Origin of the sequence: Enterobacter sp. R4-368, assembly GCF_000410515.1 — a bacterium.
Classification (GTDB): Bacteria; Pseudomonadota; Gammaproteobacteria; order Enterobacterales; family Enterobacteriaceae; genus Kosakonia.
Window position 1 is genome coordinate 4,718,244 of the sequence record NC_021500.1, and the last position, 17,173, is coordinate 4,735,416.

12 protein-coding genes are annotated in these 17,173 nt (G+C 53.1%); 6 read left to right on the plus strand and 6 right to left on the minus strand.

The window, feature by feature from the left end; genetic code table 11:
• Window positions 1-22 precede the first annotated feature (22 nt).
• The 5 genes from infA to trxB all read right to left on the minus strand — a co-directional run bounded on the left by infA (window position 23) and on the right by trxB (window position 5,913).
• Window positions 23-241 (minus strand): translation initiation factor IF-1, encoded by a 219-nt coding sequence (infA, locus tag H650_RS22045; protein ID WP_001040187.1) that lies wholly within the window; start codon window positions 239-241, stop codon window positions 23-25.
• Window positions 242-530: 289 nt separating this feature from the next.
• Entirely contained in the window at window positions 531-1,232 is a 702-nt protein-coding gene (aat, locus tag H650_RS22050) for a leucyl/phenylalanyl-tRNA--protein transferase (RefSeq protein ID WP_020457221.1), read from the minus strand.
• A 106-nt stretch (window positions 1,233-1,338) separates the two neighbouring features.
• Window positions 1,339-3,066, minus strand: coding sequence for a heme ABC transporter ATP-binding protein/permease CydC (gene cydC / locus H650_RS22055; RefSeq protein WP_020457222.1), 1,728 nt, complete (start codon window positions 3,064-3,066; stop codon window positions 1,339-1,341).
• Entirely contained in the window at window positions 3,067-4,833 is a 1,767-nt protein-coding gene (gene cydD, locus H650_RS22060; protein WP_020457223.1) for a heme ABC transporter permease/ATP-binding protein CydD, read from the minus strand.
• A 114-nt stretch (window positions 4,834-4,947) separates the two neighbouring features.
• Window positions 4,948-5,913 carry a thioredoxin-disulfide reductase gene (gene trxB / locus H650_RS22065; RefSeq protein WP_020457224.1) on the minus strand — a complete coding sequence of 322 codons (966 nt, stop codon included), beginning with the start codon at window positions 5,911-5,913 and terminating at the stop codon, window positions 4,948-4,950.
• 553 nt (window positions 5,914-6,466) lie between these two features.
• Between trxB and lrp the strand changes: the two genes are divergently transcribed.
• Window positions 6,467-6,961 carry a leucine-responsive transcriptional regulator Lrp gene (gene lrp / locus H650_RS22070; RefSeq protein ID WP_000228469.1) on the plus strand — a complete coding sequence of 165 codons (495 nt, stop codon included), beginning with the start codon at window positions 6,467-6,469 and terminating at the stop codon, window positions 6,959-6,961.
• A gap of 120 nt (window positions 6,962-7,081) precedes the next feature.
• Entirely contained in the window at window positions 7,082-11,119 is a 4,038-nt protein-coding gene (ftsK, locus tag H650_RS22075) for a DNA translocase FtsK (RefSeq protein WP_020457225.1), read from the plus strand.
• Between the two features lie 69 nt (window positions 11,120-11,188).
• On the opposite strand, the gene H650_RS22080 is transcribed toward ftsK, so the two are convergent.
• Complete coding sequence (locus tag H650_RS22080) at window positions 11,189-11,866, minus strand: hypothetical protein (RefSeq protein WP_020457226.1); 678 nt, start codon at window positions 11,864-11,866, stop codon at window positions 11,189-11,191.
• Window positions 11,867-12,191: 325 nt separating this feature from the next.
• Here H650_RS22080 and lolA point away from each other — a divergent pair, with 325 nt between their 5' ends.
• The 4 genes from lolA to H650_RS22100 all read left to right on the plus strand — a co-directional run bounded on the left by lolA (window position 12,192) and on the right by H650_RS22100 (window position 17,142).
• A complete protein-coding gene (lolA, locus tag H650_RS22085) occupies window positions 12,192-12,803 on the plus strand; it encodes an outer membrane lipoprotein periplasmic chaperone LolA (RefSeq protein ID WP_020457227.1) in 612 nt (203 codons plus the stop codon).
• A gap of 9 nt (window positions 12,804-12,812) precedes the next feature.
• Window positions 12,813-14,156, plus strand: a complete 1,344-nt coding sequence (gene rarA / locus H650_RS22090; RefSeq protein ID WP_044489603.1) for a replication-associated recombination protein RarA — start codon at window positions 12,813-12,815, stop codon at window positions 14,154-14,156.
• Window positions 14,157-14,247: 91 nt separating this feature from the next.
• On the plus strand, window positions 14,248-15,540 hold the full coding sequence (gene serS, locus H650_RS22095; protein ID WP_017456177.1) for a serine--tRNA ligase: 1,293 nt from the start codon (window positions 14,248-14,250) through the stop codon (window positions 15,538-15,540).
• Window positions 15,541-15,993: 453 nt separating this feature from the next.
• Window positions 15,994-17,142 (plus strand): MFS transporter, encoded by a 1,149-nt coding sequence (locus tag H650_RS22100; RefSeq protein WP_020457229.1) that lies wholly within the window; start codon window positions 15,994-15,996, stop codon window positions 17,140-17,142.
• The last annotated feature ends 31 nt before the right edge of the window (window positions 17,143-17,173 follow it).

The following is a 17,173-nucleotide window of genomic DNA, read 5'->3' on the forward strand; positions in this document are numbered from 1 at the left end:
TTAGCTGTGCTGATGGAAGATCTTAGCGGCTACGGAAGACAATGCGGCCTTTGCTCAGGTCGTACGGGGTCAGTTCCACAGTCACTTTATCGCCCGTCAGAATGCGGATGTAGTTTTTACGCATTTTACCGGAGATATGCGCAGTGACCACGTGACCGTTTTCCAGTTCTACGCGGAACATCGTATTAGGCAACGTTTCAAGAACGGTACCCTGCATTTCAATATTGTCTTCTTTGGCCATCTAATCCTCGGGGGTATCACTACCATAATTTTTGAACCGGCAAGATAATGCCGAAGTTCGTCTGTTAAGTAAAGATTTGCGCTGATAAAACGCAGCAAAACGACTTTTGCCAGTTACCCTCACGCCAACAGCCAGGACGCGCTAAAAGCGCAACCGTAAAGGGGAGCGGTGGAGTAAAGCGAAGGGCATCCCTGATACGAACAACTCCCGGGTGGGGCGGGGCAACAGGCAAAAGCTGCTCTGAGCGTCCATTATAACACCCTGATAAAAAATGTGCCGAAAACATTCGTCAGAGCGATGAAAACAGCGTTCGGGGCACCCAGAAGTGGGAAGGGAGCGGAAGTTTGCGCATTTTCTCGAGGTGTAAAAGATAATCCCGCCGCGGGATCTCAATGGCGCCGAGCGATGCAGTATGGCTATTCAGCACCTGGCAATCAATTAACTCGCCGCCCATGCGTACAAATTCGCCGCTAAAAACAAGCAATGCTGTTTTGGAGGCATTTACACGGCGACTAAACATTGATTCACCGCAGAACAGCGCACCTTGTGACACGCCATACATCCCACCCACCAACTCGTTACCTTCCCAGACTTCAATCGAGTGCGCATGCCCCAGCTCATGGAGGCGATGATAAGCCATCACCACGTCAGGCGTTATCCACGTGCCCTCATCGCGATCCTGCGAGCAGCCATCGATCACCTGACCAAAAGCATGATTCAGCGTTACGCGATAGGGAGAGGTTTTATGAAAACGCTTCATGCTGCGGCTGACATGAAAGGTTTCCGGCCACAGCACGGCGCGCGGATCGGGCGACCACCACAGAATTGGGTCGCCAGGCGAGAACCAGGGGAAGATACCGCGCTGGTAGGCCATTAACAAACGCGCCGGACTGAGATCGCCGCCCAGCGCCAGCAGTCCATTGGGTTCACGCAACGCCGCTTCGGGCGAAGGAAAAGCGATAGAATGACGAGAGAGCTGCACCAGGCGCATGACTTCTGTGCTCCACAACGCGACAAGGGACCCTACTTACTATCGTCATTTTGGCCGTTCCACTTTAACGTTGCCGTTACAGAAACGGCAAAATGACGAATAGCCACTACAGACGCTGCTTAAACTGGTAGTACCGACCCTGTTTCGCCATTAACGCTGCGTGATTACCTTGCTCAATTATTTGCCCGTTGTCCATCACAATTATCCGATCGCAACGCGCCAGTCCACGCAGACGGTGTGTGACCATCAGCAGCGTTTTGCCTTTCATCACATCACCCAGTAATTCAAGAATTTGGCTCTCTGTAGCAGCATCCAGACCTTCGGTCGGTTCGTCCAGAAGCACCAGCGGTGCATCATGCAATAATGCGCGCGCAATCGCCAGACGGCGTAGTTCACCACCGGAGAGCTGGCGTCCACCTTCACCAAGCCAGGCGTTGAGTCCATTATCCTCAAGCAGTTTTTCCAGCCCGACGCGGGTTAGCATCGCACTCAGGGTATCGTCACTGGCCTGCGGTGAGGCCAGCAATAAGTTATCACGCAGCGTCGCGCTAAACAGATGAACACGCTGTGGCACCATACTGATAAGTTTGCGTAAATCAGCTTCCGCAAAGCTTGCCAGCGGCTGGTCATTGAGACGAATCTCTCCTTGCTGCGGATCCCATGCGCGCGTCAGTAATTGCAATAACGTGGATTTGCCGCACCCGGTTCGGCCAAGCATCGCGACATGTTCTCCGGCGGCAATCGATAAAGAAATTGAGTCCAGCGCACGCTGCGGTTGGCCTGGGTAGTTAAATGTCATGGCATCGAATTGCACGGCGACATCTGTTGGCGTGATGACACTATTTTGCGGGAACGTCACTTCCGGCTGGCATTCCGTTACCGTTACCTGCGTAATACGTATGGCGGAAGCGATAACCTGCCCCAGGTGCTGGAATGCACCGGTGACCGGAGCCAGCGCTTCGAAAGCCGCAAGCGCACAGAATACAAACAGCGCAATCAACGCGCCGGGCTGCGTGTTACCGCCAATATCGGCGGAAGCAAACCACAGCATAACCAACACTGAAGTGCCGCTGATGAGCAGCATCACGGCCTGCGAGACTGCACTTAGATCGGATTGACGGCGCTGGGCGTCATGCCAGCTAAGTTCGGTGTTTTCTAACTGCGCACGATATCGCTGGCTGGCACCAAAAATGGTTAATTCCGCCTGGCCTTGCAGCCAGCTGGTTAATTGCTGGCGATACTGCCCGCGCAGGGCAGTCAGACTTTCGCCGGTCGGCTTGCCCGCGCGGTAAAATAACGGCGGCAGGATAATCAAGGTTGCCAGCATGATACCGCCCAAGATCAGCGCCAGCGGTATGTCCAGTACGCTTAAACCCAGGATGACAACAATGATCACCACCAGTGCACCAACCAGCGGGGAGATGACGCGCAGGTAAAGATGATCGAGCGTGTCGACATCGGCGACGACGCGGTTCAGTAGGTCGCCCTGGCGAAAACGCGCCAGTCCGGCAGGGGAGAGGGGGAGCAGTTTACTGAATGTCGAAACGCGCAAATGTTCCAGTACGCGAAACGTCGCATCATGGCTGACCAGCCGTTCAAAATAGCGCCCGGCCGTACGAATAATCGCTGCGCCACGCACACCGGCGGCGGGCAGCATATAGTTAAAACTGTAGATGCCCGCGACGCCAACCACAGCGCACGCAGAGAGGAACCAGCCGGAGAGCGTCAACAGGCTAATGCTGGCAAGCAAAGTGATAACGGCGAGGATAACCCCGAGCATCAACATCCACTTGTGGCGTTTATACAGTGCGAGATAAGGCAGTAAGGCGCGCATTTAAATCTCCTCCTGGCGATGGGCAAGGAGATCCGCAAAAATCCCCTGCGCAGCAACGAGTTCGGCGTAGCTGCCTTGTTCCATAATCTGGCCATCCTGCATTACCCAGATAGCATCCCAGTCAGCCAGGTTTTCTAACTGGTGCGTCACCATCAGAGTCGTTTGCTGGCGTGAGGCATCGGTAAGTGCATGCATTACGCGTTGCTCACTGTGGGCATCAAGGCTGGCGGAAGGTTCATCCAACAACAACAGTTTGCAGGGAGAGAGCAGCGCACGGGCAACGGCCACACGCTGCGCCTGACCAACAGAGAGGCGTACCGCCTGATCGCCAGGCTGTGTTTCCAGTCCCTCTGGCAGCAGTGGCAGAAACTCGCTGACCCAGGCTTTATCCAGAACGGCTTGCAGCTCTGCATCGCTGGCAGTGGGGCGTGACAGCAGCACATTTTCGCGCAACGTGGTGGCGGGAAGTTGCGGATTTTGCCCAACCCAACTTATCGCTTCGCGCCAGCTATCCGGATCTAACTCACTCAGTTCGATGCCGTTAACGCGCAATGAACCTTCATAAGGCAGAAAACCGGAAAGTACATTGATAAGCGAACTCTTGCCAGAGCCGCTTCTTCCTACCACGACAACGCGCTGACCAGCGGACAGGGAAAAATTGAGCGGCCCGGCGAGTACTGCGCCTTCGGGAGATTTCAGCAGCAAATCGCTCGCCGTCAGTGTTACCGGCTCATCGGTTTTCAGCGTGATATCACCTCGTTGCGGATGTGCGAGTGGCGCTTCCATAAAGGTTTTCAGGCTATCCGCTGCGCCAATCGCCTGGGCTTTAGCGTGATAAAAGGTACCGAGATCGCGCAGCGGCTGGAAGAACTCCGGTGCCAAAATTAACGCGAGAAAACCGGCGAACAGGGTTACGCCAGCCCCGTAGTGGCCAAAATTCAGCTCGCCAAGATAGGAAAAACCGAAGTAGACCGCCACCAATGCAATCGATAACGAGGTGAAGAACTCCAGCACGCCGGAAGATAAGAAGGCCATGCGCAGCACTTCCATGGTGCGGCTGCGAAAATCCTGCGAGGCATGACGAATATTTTCTGTTTCCGCAGCACCGCGGCCAAAAATGCGTAGCGTTTCCATTCCACGTAAGCGGTCAAGGAAGTGGCCGCTCAGGCGCGCCAGCGCTTTGAAGTTACGACGGTTTGCATCCGCCGCGCCCATTCCGACCATCGCCATAAAGAGCGGAATTAACGGAGCTGTACCCAGCAATATTAACGCCGCAGCCCAGTTAATCGGGAACAGGGTAATAACAATCAGCAGCGGAACGCTCGCCGCCAGCGCCATTTGCGGCAGGTAGCGGGCGTAGAAATCGTGCATATCATCGATTTGCTCAAGTATCAGCGTGGCCCAACTTCCTGCGGGTTTTCCCTGGATCCACGCCGGACCGGCCTGATGCAGTCGATCAAGAACCTGACGGCGAATTTCGAAGCGAATATGCGCACCTGCATGGAAACCGACACGTTCACGTAGCCAGACTACCCAACTGCGCAGGATAAAAATCAGAACCAGCAAGGTGAACGGCAGTAACAGGGCTTCGCGCGGGATATTCTCCATAATCATATGGTTCAGAATACGCGCCATAATCCAGGCTTGCGCGACGATCAGCACGCCGCTGACCACGCCGAGCAGGCGGGAGAGCGTCAGCCAGCGACGGGAAATAATACTTTGCTGTTTTAACCAGCGGGTCAGTTCTTGTTGACGGGTTTTATTCATTGCGCGCTTTGCAGGTGAAGTTATCGGATTTTGAGCTGGCGCAATGTTACATCGGAGCAAAAATAAAGGCGACTTATAGTCGCCTTTTTTACCTTTGTTACTGAGTTGTAAAGATTATTTACGTTCAGCCAGCCCGTCGAGATAACGTTCTGCATCCAGCGCTGCCATACAGCCTGTACCCGCAGAAGTGATCGCCTGACGGTAAATATGATCCATGACATCACCAGCAGCAAAGACGCCAGGAACGCTGGTTTGCGTGGCGTTACCATGAATACCGGACTGCACTTTGATGTAGCCGTTTTCCAGCGCCAGTTGACCTTCAAAGATAGCGGTGTTCGGGCTGTGGCCGATAGCCACAAACAGACCTGCAACTTCCAGCGATTCGACATTATCCGCATTCTGCGTATCGCGCAGACGAAGACCACTAACGCCCATCTGATCGCCCGTCACCTCTTCCAGCGTACGGTGGGTGTGCAGCACAATATTGCCGCTTTCCACTTTATCCATCAGGCGTTTGATGAGGATTTTTTCCGCGCGGAAGGTGTCACGGCGATGGATCAGATGCACTTCAGAGGCAATATTTGCCAGATACAGCGCTTCTTCCACTGCGGTGTTACCACCGCCAATCACCGCGACTTTCTGGTTGCGGTAGAAGAAACCGTCACACGTTGCGCAGGCGGAAACGCCACGGCCTTTGAACGCTTCTTCAGACGCCAGGCCCAAATAACGCGCAGACGCGCCAGTGGCAATAATCAATGCGTCGCAGGTGTACTCGCCGCTGTCGCCAGTCAGGCGGAACGGACGATTTTGCAAATCCACGCTGTTGATGTGATCGAAGATGATTTCGGTATCAAATTTGGTGGCATGTTCATGCATGCGCTCCATCAGCAGTGGCCCGGTCAGATCGTGCGGGTCACCCGGCCAGTTTTCCACTTCAGTGGTGGTGGTGAGCTGGCCGCCTTTTTCCATACCGGTAATCAGAACGGGTTGCAGGTTTGCGCGCGCAGCATAGACCGCAGCGGTATAACCGGCAGGGCCTGAACCAAGGATAAGCAGCTTACTGTGTTTGGCCGTCCCCATGAGATCCTCATTGTTGTTTGGCAGACATTGGGCTGAATTGTAGGGAATTTACCGGCGTAAAAAAAGGGTGCAGCGATTTTGTTAACGATATGTGTAATAGAAAGGACCGATGGCTGAGGGGCTGTTAACCGCCTAAATATAATAATTCCTACTGAAAAAGGGGCAGTTATAAGGTGATAAAATGATGATTAGGGAACGACCCTGATGAATATCTGGCATGTTGTACTAAAAAAAGATGTTTTGCTTTGACAATCCCCTGCGCATTTGCGAAAACATCAAAGGAAGAAAAAAAGCAGTGTTTCGCGCGTGACGTAAATTCATGCATGTAAATGCCATTTTTACCGGGCTAGCGAAATCTACGTATGGCGTGGACAGACGCCATTCGTGATATCGATAGCTGCCCCAGGCAACGGTCTTCTCAATACTGCCCCTGGGATTACGTGACGCGCTAACTTTCATTACGCGCCGCGTAGCGCGACGGGCAAAGACTCTGAACAGTGAAGTGCACAGGGTCAAGACAGGAGTAGGGAAGGAATACAGAGAGACAATAATAATGGTAGATAGCAAGAAGCGCCCTGGCAAAGATCTCGACCGCATCGATCGTAATATTCTGAACGAATTGCAAAAAGATGGGCGTATTTCCAACGTCGAGCTTTCTAAACGAGTGGGGCTTTCCCCAACGCCATGCCTTGAGCGTGTGCGCAGGCTGGAAAGACAAGGGTTTATTCAGGGCTATACGGCGCTGCTGAACCCGCATTATCTGGATGCATCACTTCTGGTATTTGTTGAGATTACTCTGAATCGTGGCGCGCCGGATGTGTTTGAACAATTCAATGCTGCCGTGCAAAAACTTGAAGAGATTCAAGAGTGTCATCTGGTTTCAGGCGATTTCGACTATCTGTTGAAGACGCGAGTACCGGATATGTCGGCTTACCGCAAACTGTTAGGGGAAACCCTGCTGCGTCTGCCGGGCGTTAACGACACCCGCACATATGTGGTAATGGAAGAAGTCAAACAGAGCAATCGTCTGGTAATTAAGACGCGCTAATACGGAACAGGTGCAAAATCGCTGTTTTTTGATTACACTCCTGTTAATCCATACAGCAACAGTGCCGGGGAGACCCGGCGCTGTTGTCCGTTTTAGCATCAAGGACCTGGAGAGCCTGTCTTGAGCCAGGAATACACCGAAGACAAAGAAGTCACACTGACCAAGTTAAGCAGCGGACGTCGACTCCTGGAGGCGTTGCTGATCCTCGTTTCACTTTCTGCCGTTTGGTTAATGGCAGCGCTTCTCAGCTTTAACCCGTCCGATCCGAGTTGGTCGCAAACGGCCTGGCATGAGCCTATCCATAATCTTGGCGGCGTGCCCGGCGCGTGGCTTGCCGATACGCTGTTTTTCATTTTTGGCATCATGGCTTATACCATCCCGGTGATTATTATCGGCGGCTGCTGGTTTGCTTATCGCCATCGGGCCAGTGAAGACTACATCGACTATTTTGCTGTATCGCTGCGCATGATTGGCGCGCTGGCGCTGATCCTTACTTCTTGTGGTCTTGCGGCGATTAATGCGGATGATATTTGGTATTTCGCCTCCGGCGGCGTCATTGGCAGCTTGCTAAGTACCACGCTACAACCCCTGCTGCGTAGCAGTGGCGGTACGCTGGCACTGCTCTGTATCTGGGCCGCCGGTTTGACGCTGTTCACCGGGTGGTCATGGGTGACCATTGCCGAGAAAATTGGCAGTGTGATCCTCAACATTCTCACTTTTGCCAGTAATCGTACCCGTCGTGATGATACCTGGGTCGATGACGAAGAGTATGAAGAGGATGATGAAGATAAAGGTGATATCGACACTCCGCGTGAATCTCGCCGTACCCGTATTTTGCGTGGTGCACTGGCGCGGCGAAAACGGGTTGCCGAAAAGTTTGCGAATCCGATGGGGCGCAAAACTGATGAGGCGTTGTTCTCGGGTAAGCGGATGGATGACGATGAAGACGATATTGCTTATAGCGCTCGTGGTATACCTGCCGATGCTGACGACGTGCTGTTCTCCGGGCATCGCGCAACTGAATCTGAACAGGAATACGATCCGCTGCTCAATGGTCGCAGCATAACGGCCCCCGTAGCCACCGCTGCTGCCGCGACGACTGTCGCTGCGCAGGCTTATGCCGCGCCGGTTGATCCGGTGGTGCAGGCACCGCAGGAGATTGAATGGCCCTATGCGCAGCCGCCTGTACAGCAAGCTGCTGCGTATCAGCCAACGGCAGATGAGCATAACGCTCCTGCATCTTATCAGCCTGTATCAAACCCGTCGGTTTCACCGGAAGCGGCGCATCCGTCTGCACAATATGCAGAACCACACTGGCAGCAGCCTGTCGCGCAGGATAGCTGGACGCCAGAAGCTCCAGTGACGGCGCAGCCGCAAGAGGACGATATTTATACGCAGCCGGTACACGATCCGCTGCCATGGCAGGGTGAGGCGCAGCCGCAAATCTCCCCGGCACCAGAACTCGTAATCGAACCTGAACCTGTCGTTGAAGAAGTGAAACAGACTCGTCCACCGCTCTATTACTTCGAAGAAGTAGAGGAGAAACGTGCACGCGAGCGTGAGCAACTGGCGGCGTGGTATCAGCCGATTCCTGAGCCTGAGAATATTGAACCGGTTTCGAAGCCGGTTGTGCCGACTATGCCATCAATACCGCCTGGTGAAGCAACCGTTGCGCCAGTTGCAGCCGGAGTACAGCAGGCTGCCAGTAGCGTAGCCGCGGCAACCGCTACGGCAGGTCCGGTGTTCAGCCTTGCGGCAGGTGGTACACCGCGTCCGCAGGTGAAAGAGGGCATCGGCCCGCAGCTTCCGCGCCCGAACCGGGTCCGTGTACCAACGCGCCGTGAACTGGCTTCTTATGGTATCAAGTTGCCGTCTCAGCGGATGGCCGAAGAGCGCGCGCGCGAAGAAGATGAAACGCGCCATCATCACGATCAATTCACAGAAGACGATGCTGATATGCAGCAGCAGGATGAACTGGCACGCCAGTTCGCCGCCACGCAGCACCATCGCTATGGTGATGGATTCCAGCATGAGACGCCGCAATTCCAGTCGCAGCATGCTGTACCGAGTGAAGAAGACGCTGAAGAGGCGGAGCTCGCGCGTCAGTTCGCTGCGTCGCAGCAGCAGCGGTATGCGGGTGAACAACCTGCCGGGACTCAGGCGTTTACGCCGGAGGACTTTGCGTTCTCATCAATGAAGACGCTGGTAGATGATGGCCCAGGCGAACCGCTGTTTACACCAGGCGTGATGCCGGAGCAGGAGTCCCCTGCAGAGCAGCACCAACAACAACCGCAGCACCAACAACAACCGCAGCAATACCAGCAGCCAGCTCATCAAGCTGTTGCACAGCCGCAGCAATACCAGCAGCCAGCTCATCAAGCTGTTGCACAGCCGCAGCAATACCAGCAGCCAGCTCATCAAGCTGTTGCACAGCCGCAGCAATACCAGCAGCCAGCTCATCAACATGTTGCACAGCAGCAATACCAGCAGCCAGATCACCAACCTGTTGCACAGCCGCAGCAATATCAGCAGCCAGTGCAGCAATCTGTCGCACAGCCGCAGCAGTATCAGCAGCCGGCGCAGCAACCTGTGGCGCAACCGCAGCCGCAAGAAAGCCTGATTCATCCGTTGCTAATGCGTAATGGCGACAGCCGGCCGATGCAAAAACCGACTACACCGCTGCCGTCGCTGGATTTACTGACGCAGCCGCCCGCGGAAGTCGAACCGGTAGACACGTTTGCGCTGGAACAGATGGCGCGTCTGGTGGAAGCGCGACTGGCGGATTTCCGCATTAAAGCTGATGTGGTCAACTATTCTCCAGGCCCGGTTATCACACGTTTTGAGTTGAATCTTGCACCAGGCGTGAAAGCTGCGCGTATTTCGAACCTCTCCCGCGATCTGGCACGTTCGTTGTCGACTGTTGCAGTGCGTGTAGTGGAAGTTATTCCAGGTAAACCGTATGTGGGTCTGGAATTGCCGAACAAGAAACGCCAAACCGTTTACCTGCGTGAAGTACTGGACTGCGTGAAATTCCGCGAAAACCCGTCGCCGCTGACGGTGGTGCTGGGGAAAGATATCGCGGGCGATCCGGTAATAGCCGACCTGGCGAAGATGCCGCACCTGTTGGTTGCCGGTACGACTGGTTCAGGTAAATCGGTGGGCGTGAATGCCATGATCCTCAGCATGCTGTATAAAGCGACGCCGGAAGAGGTGCGCTTTATCATGATCGACCCGAAAATGCTTGAGCTGTCAGTGTATGAGGGGATCCCGCACCTGCTTACCGAAGTCGTCACCGACATGAAAGACGCTGCCAACGCCTTGCGCTGGAGCGTCAACGAAATGGAGCGGCGCTACAAGCTGATGTCGGCGCTCGGAGTACGTAATCTGGCGGGCTACAACGAGAAGATCGCAGAAGCTGCGCGAATGGGCCGCCCGATCCCGGATCCTTACTGGAAACCGGGGGACAGCATGGATGTCGAGCATCCGGTACTGGAAAAACTACCGTATATCGTGGTGCTGGTGGATGAATTTGCCGATTTGATGATGACCGTCGGTAAGAAAGTGGAAGAGCTAATTGCACGTCTGGCGCAAAAAGCGCGTGCTGCGGGCATTCACCTGGTGCTGGCGACCCAGCGTCCGTCAGTGGATGTCATTACTGGTCTGATTAAAGCCAACATCCCGACACGTATCGCGTTCACTGTTTCGAGCAAAATTGACTCGCGTACCATCCTCGATCAGGGCGGTGCGGAATCGCTGCTGGGAATGGGGGATATGCTCTATTCCGGCCCAAACTCGACCTCTGCACCTGTACGTGTTCATGGTGCATTCGTTCGCGACCAGGAAGTGCACGCCGTTGTGCAGGACTGGAAAGCGCGCGGGCGTCCGCAATATGTCGATGGCATTACCTCGGATAGCGAAAGCGAAGGCGGTGCAGGTGGCGGTTTTGAGGGGGGAGAAGAGCTGGATCCGTTATTCGATCAGGCTGTTAACTTCGTAACTGAAAAACGCAAAGCCTCAATCTCCGGCGTACAGCGCCAGTTCCGTATCGGCTACAACCGCGCAGCACGTATCATCGAGCAGATGGAAGCGCAGGGGATCGTCAGCGAACAAGGGCATAACGGAAACCGTGAAGTGCTGGCGCCGCCGCCGTTTGACTAATATTTTAACAGCACTATTCTGCCTCCATTTGCGGGAATTATCGACAATGGAGGCAGATTATGCAGATGGTTAACGATATTTATTAATTTTTTCTAACTCATTCAATTCAGACTTCAAAGTAGATAAGCTATCGCTTTCTTGGGTGATAGCAGTAGTGTTAAGGCCACAGTCAGAGGCGGAACTTGTATAGGTTACGGTTTCGAAATACTTCCCGGTGCTATCATGGTTACCATGATAGCACTTATATGTAATTGGTTGGTTATTTCCATTTGCAATAGCCGTTTTCAATACCTCAATTCTTCTTGGTAACCATTCATAATTCTTCCAATCTATAAGCAACTGATCCTCGGGGTTTATGAAAAAAGCATTCAACGTTGTAGATGCTCTATTACTGTGTTTTTCCACAGTAACTTCCATTACAGCTGTTTCTTGCTGGTGATCTCCATAAATCCTTGTGGCCCAACATTTCATAGGATATTCAACAACATGGTCAAAGTGCGGCCCATTTATACTTCTGATGTTGGTAATGGCCACAACATCACGCTCAGATGTTGTATGAGTTCGATTATAGTAATTAATAAATTGAGGGGACTTAAAATACTCATTAGCGCAAAACAGGAATGGTGCCCTATTGGAATTTGTCCTGTCGTCTAAAAATACCCAGTTAGTTAAATATCCATCCGTAGTGAGCGCCTTACAACCTGCCAGAAATAATGGCAGTGACAATATTAATGGCCTAAAATTCATAAATATTCCCTGTTAACTCTACTGTTGATAAAATCATTAAAGATGAGCTTTAGTTAAATGGCTGAAACGTTATGACGTAATTGTTGGATTGTATTATGTTCAGATGTTTACGAATATACTATAGGTTTTTTCAGTTGATTGAAATTATGAACTTATTTTCAAAAAGATGAGCATCTTTAGAGATGTTGTCTTTTGTCTAAGTGTAAGGCTTAGCTAGTCGATTTCAGTTTTTTTACCAGGAAACTACGCTGCTGAATTGTTATAGTAGGGGCAGTTATTTGCTTAGTCAGTTGACTGGCAGTATGGGAAAATTTAAGGAATCAAGATGAAAAAAATTGCCATCGCCTGCGCTTTATTTGTCAGCTTTGCCGCCTGCAATGTCTGGGCTGATGCTTCCAGCGACCTGAAAAGCCGTCTCGATAAAGTCAGCAGCTTTCACGCTACCTTCACTCAAAAAGTGACTGACGGCAGCGGCGCTGCGGTGCAGGAAGGTCAGGGCGACCTGTGGGTGAAACGTCCAAACTTGTTCAACTGGCACATGACCCAGCCGGATGAAAGTGTTCTGGTGTCAGATGGTAAAACGCTGTGGTTCTATAATCCATTTGTTGAGCAGGCAACAGCGACCTGGCTGAAAGACGCCACGGGTAACACGCCGTTTATGCTGATAGCCCGTAATCAGGCAAGCGACTGGCAACAGTACAATATTGAGCAAAAAGGTGACGATTTTGTGCTGACGCCGAAAGGCAACAACGGCAATCTGAAACAGTTCACCATCAACGTGGGGCGTGATGGCACTATCCATCAATTTAGCGCCATTGAGCAGGACGATCAGCGCAGCAGCTATCAGCTGAAATCACAGCAAAATAGCACCGTTGATGCGTCTAAATTTACCTTTACCCCGCCGAAGGGCGTAACGGTTGACGATCAACGCAAGTAAGAGGCGTGCATGAGTAACATGTCGCTCGACTTCTCCGATAATGCGTTTCAACCTCTGGCCGCGCGTATGCGGCCAGAAAATTTAGCGCAGTACATTGGTCAGCAACATTTGTTAGCGCCGGGTAAGCCGCTCCCGCGCGCGATAGAAGCCGGACACTTACACTCCATGATTTTGTGGGGACCGCCGGGAACGGGCAAAACCACGCTCGCCGAAGTGATCGCGCGTTATGCCAGTGCGGATGTAGAACGTATCTCTGCGGTGACCTCAGGCGTGAAAGAGATCCGTGAAGCCATTGAGCGTGCGCGTCAAAACCGTAATGCCGGGCGCCGTACCATTCTGTTTGTCGATGAGGTTCATCGCTTTAATAAAAGCCAGCAGGATGCTTTTCTGCCGCATATTGAAGATGGCACTATCACTTTTATTGGCGCGACGACGGAAAACCCCTCTTTTGAACTCAATTCTGCATTGCTGTCGCGTGCGCGCGTTTATTTGCTTAAATCGCTGACCGCTGAGGATATCGAGCAGGTTTTAACGCAGGCGATGGAAGACAAAGCGCGCGGTTACGGCGGGCAGGATATTGTTCTGCCGGATGAAACCCGGAGGGCGATTGCCGAGCTGGTTGGCGGTGATGCGCGCCGGGCGCTAAATACGCTTGAGATGATGGCGGATATGGCGGAACTCGACAGTTCCGGCAAGCGTATATTAAAGCCAGAACTGCTCAAGGAAATTGCCGGTGAACGCAGCGCCCGTTTCGACAACAAAGGCGATCGGTTTTACGATTTGATCTCCGCGTTGCACAAATCGGTCCGCGGCAGTGCGCCGGATGCTGCGCTTTATTGGTATGCGCGAATTATCACCGCCGGTGGCGATCCTTTATATGTCGCGCGCCGCTGCCTGGCGATTGCCTCTGAAGATGTCGGTAACGCCGATCCGCGTGCGATGCAGGTCGCGATTGCCGCCTGGGATTGTTTTACACGCGTTGGTCCTGCAGAAGGCGAACGTGCTATTGCGCAGGCGATTGTTTACCTTGCCTGTGCGCCGAAAAGTAATGCGGTTTATACCGCCTTCAAAGCGGCACTGGCGGATGCGCGCGATCGCCCCGATTATGACGTGCCGGTTCATCTGCGTAATGCGCCAACCAAACTGATGAAAGAGATGGGCTACGGCCAGGAGTATCGTTACGCGCATGACGAACCCAATGCCTATGCCGCCGGTGAGGAATATTTCCCGCAAGAAATGGCACAGACGCGCTATTATCACCCCTCGACAAGAGGCCTTGAAGGTAAGATTGGCGAAAAGCTCGCCTGGCTTACCGAACAGGATCATAAAAGCCCTATAAAACGCTATCGCTAGTGCGGGCGTTGCGGTAAGGTTACGACTTACACCATCGACCGCAGGCAGCGGTCGTATTCTTTTATTTCAATTCGATAAGCACAGGAAAAGCATGCTCGATCCCAATCTGCTGCGTACCGAGCCAGACGCAGTCGCTGAAAAACTGGCACGCCGGGGCTTTAAGCTGGATGTAGATAAATTACGTGCGCTCGAAGAGCGTCGTAAAGTCTTGCAAGTTAACACTGAAAACTTGCAGGCGGAACGCAACTCGCGATCGAAATCCATTGGCCAGGCGAAAGCACGCGGGGAAGATATCGAGCCTTTACGCCTGGAAGTGAACAAGCTGGGTGAAGAGCTGGACGCGGCTAAAGCGGAGCTGGAAACCCTGTTGGCAGAGATCCGCGACATCGCGCTGACCATCCCTAACCTGCCGGACGATTGTGTTCCAGTCGGCCGCGACGAAAACGACAACGTTGAGGTTAGCCGCTGGGGTACGCCGCGCAAATTCGATTTCGACATTCGCGATCACGTAACGCTCGGTGAAATGCACAGCGGGCTGGATTTCGCCGCAGCGGTGAAACTTACTGGTTCTCGCTTTGTGGTGATGAAAGGGCAGATTGCGCGTATGCATCGTGCGCTCGCACAGTTCATGCTGGACTTGCACACCGAACAGCACGGCTATGCTGAGAACTATGTCCCGTATCTGGTCAACCAGGATACGCTGTACGGCACCGGGCAGTTACCGAAATTCGCGGGTGATTTGTTCCACACCCGTCCGCTGGAAGAAGAAGCAGACAGCAGTAATTACGCGTTGATCCCGACAGCGGAAGTTCCGCTGACGAACCTGGTGCGTGATGAGATCATTGATGAAGACGATCTGCCGATCAAAATGACTGCGCATACGCCTTGTTTCCGCTCAGAAGCGGGATCTTATGGGCGTGATACGCGCGGTCTGATCCGTATGCACCAGTTCGATAAAGTTGAAATGGTGCAGATTGTTCGCCCGGAAGACTCCATGGCGGCGCTGGAAGAGATGACTGGCCACGCTGAGAAAGTGTTGCAGTTGCTGGGGCTTCCTTATCGTAAAGTGCTGCTGTGCTCGGGTGATATGGGCTTCGGCGCTTGCAAAACCTACGATCTGGAAGTGTGGGTGCCGGCGCAGGATACCTACCGCGAAATCTCTTCCTGCTCTAACGTGTGGGATTTCCAGGCTCGTCGCATGCAGGCGCGCTGCCGTAGCAAGTCCGACAAGAAAACCCGTCTGGTTCATACCCTGAATGGTTCCGGTCTTGCAGTTGGCCGTACGCTGGTGGCGGTAATGGAAAACTATCAGCAGGCTGATGGGCGAATTGAAGTGCCGGAAGTACTGCGTCCGTACATGAACGGCCTTGAGTTCATCGGCTAATCATCTGCCTGTAGTGAATGTTAATTCTGAAAGCGCCTGCGGGCGCTTTTTTATTGATTAGTTAAAACTTCGCTCCGTGTGGCGCCATCACCAGGTTCGTATTTAACCTGCACAGAACTGGCCGAAGCTCTTTTTCAGTTTTTTGGCATGTCCTTCCTGAAGAGAACAATGCAGCCGCTATGGTGGGCAATAATTTTTTACTGTGCGTTTTTCAGCCTTTTTAGTCCGGCATTCATCATGAATTTTTTCGACCGACAATTCTGTCTGTTTGCAAAAGTATTCTTTTGTTTTCAATAGAGTGAGTTGTATCGTCTTTTGTTAAGCCCAGTGCTGGATAAGTTTTACGAATCGTCGTGGTGCAAAAGGTGTCAGCGTCAAAAATCCGTGGATTGACAATGTTCTTACCGGTGGCATGATGCGCACGCAAACTGAACTTCCTCACGGTTTTTATCCATGTCCATCTATACCCGGCCAGTGCTGCTATTGCTCTGTGGCTTAATGCTGTTGACGCTGGCGATCGCGACGTTAAATACGCTCGTGCCGCTCTGGCTCGCCCACGAAAACTTACCGACCTGGCAGGTTGGTATGGTGGGTTCTTCCTACTTCACTGGCAATTTGCTGGGTACGTTACTGACCGGGCGATTAATTCGCCGTCTGGGTTTTAACCGCAGTTATTATCTTGCATCGCTGATTTTTGCCGCAGGCTGTGTTGGCCTGGGGCTAATGATTGGCTTCTGGAGCTGGATGGTTTGGCGCTTTGTCGCTGGTGTGGGCTGCGCGATGATTTGGGTGGTCGTGGAAAGCGCCCTGATGTGCAGCGGTACATCGCGAAATCGTGGGCGCCTGTTGGCAGCTTATATGATGGTTTACTATGTTGGCACAGTGCTTGGCCAGGTGATGGTCAGTAAGCTGCCGACAGATCTGATGAGCGTACTGCCGTGGACTACTGCGCTGGTGTTAACGGCGATCCTGCCGCTGCTGTTTACCCGCATTGTCAACCAGCAGAGTGAAGAGCAGGCTCCGACCTCGGTATGGCCGATGCTGCGCCTGCGCCATGCTCGCCTGGGCGTGAATGGCTGTATTATCTCCGGGATCATCCTTGGTTCGCTGTACGGCTTGATGCCACTTTATCTTTCGCATCAGGGGATCAGCGATTCGGGGATTGGTTTCTGGATGGCGCTGATGGTCAGCGCCGGTATTGTAGGGCAGTGGCCGATTGGTCGGCTGGCAGATCGTTTTGGTCGCCTGCTGGTGCTGCGTGTGCAGGTGTTTGTCGTGATCGTGGGATGTTTTGCGATGTTGAGCAATGCCGCTATGGCTCCCGCGCTTTTTGTGCTCGGGACCGCAGGCTTTACCCTGTACCCGGTGGCGATGGCATGGGCCTGTGAGAAAGTGGAACACCACCAACTGGTGGCAATGAACCAGGCGCTGCTGCTGAGTTACACCATTGGCAGCCTGCTTGGTCCGACGCTGACCGCAATGCTGATGCAAAGCTACTCAGATAGCTTGCTGTTTATCATGATTGCGGGTGTGTCGTTTATCTATCTGGTGATGCTGATGCGCAAAGCAGGACATCACCCAACGCCGGTGGCGCACGCCTGATATACGCCGCTTGATAAATAAAAAAGCCACA